Source organism: Dellaglioa sp. CoH-57-MRSF-22 (assembly GCF_056781895.1).
In genome coordinates this window covers 1-323 of the sequence record NZ_JBXAXT010000155.1, presented here as the reverse complement: position 1 = coordinate 323, position 323 = coordinate 1, and the positions used below count along the sequence as shown (strand labels likewise).

At 58.8% G+C, this 323-nt stretch carries 1 protein-coding gene; it reads right to left on the bottom strand.

Features of this window, described 5'->3' with window-relative positions; all coding sequences use genetic code 11:
- On the bottom strand, positions 1-323 hold a 323-nt coding region (locus AC1RPR_RS08630; RefSeq protein ID WP_481763539.1), incomplete at both ends, for a hypothetical protein.

The following is a 323-nucleotide window of genomic DNA, read 5'->3' as shown; positions in this document are numbered from 1 at the left end:
ACAGGCCGATAACGCCGTCTTCGTGGTTGATGCCGCCGCACACTTCGAGTACGAAGCCGCCTTCCTCATCATCAACGATGAACGTCTTCGCGCCACGGTAATACTCTTGCGTGCCGTCCGGAGGTTCAGGGAACTCGAACCATTCCACAGCCGCGTTGTGCAGCACGTATTCGACGCGTTCATGCTGAAACAGTTCGTGCTCCGGGAGCTGGGCCGGCCGCTCAGTATTGCCCAGCATCCATTCGATGATTGGACGCACGAACGCGGCGTCGGCCGCAGCCACAGGAATGGTGGCTCGGAATTTGGTGTAGCTGCTCATTGGT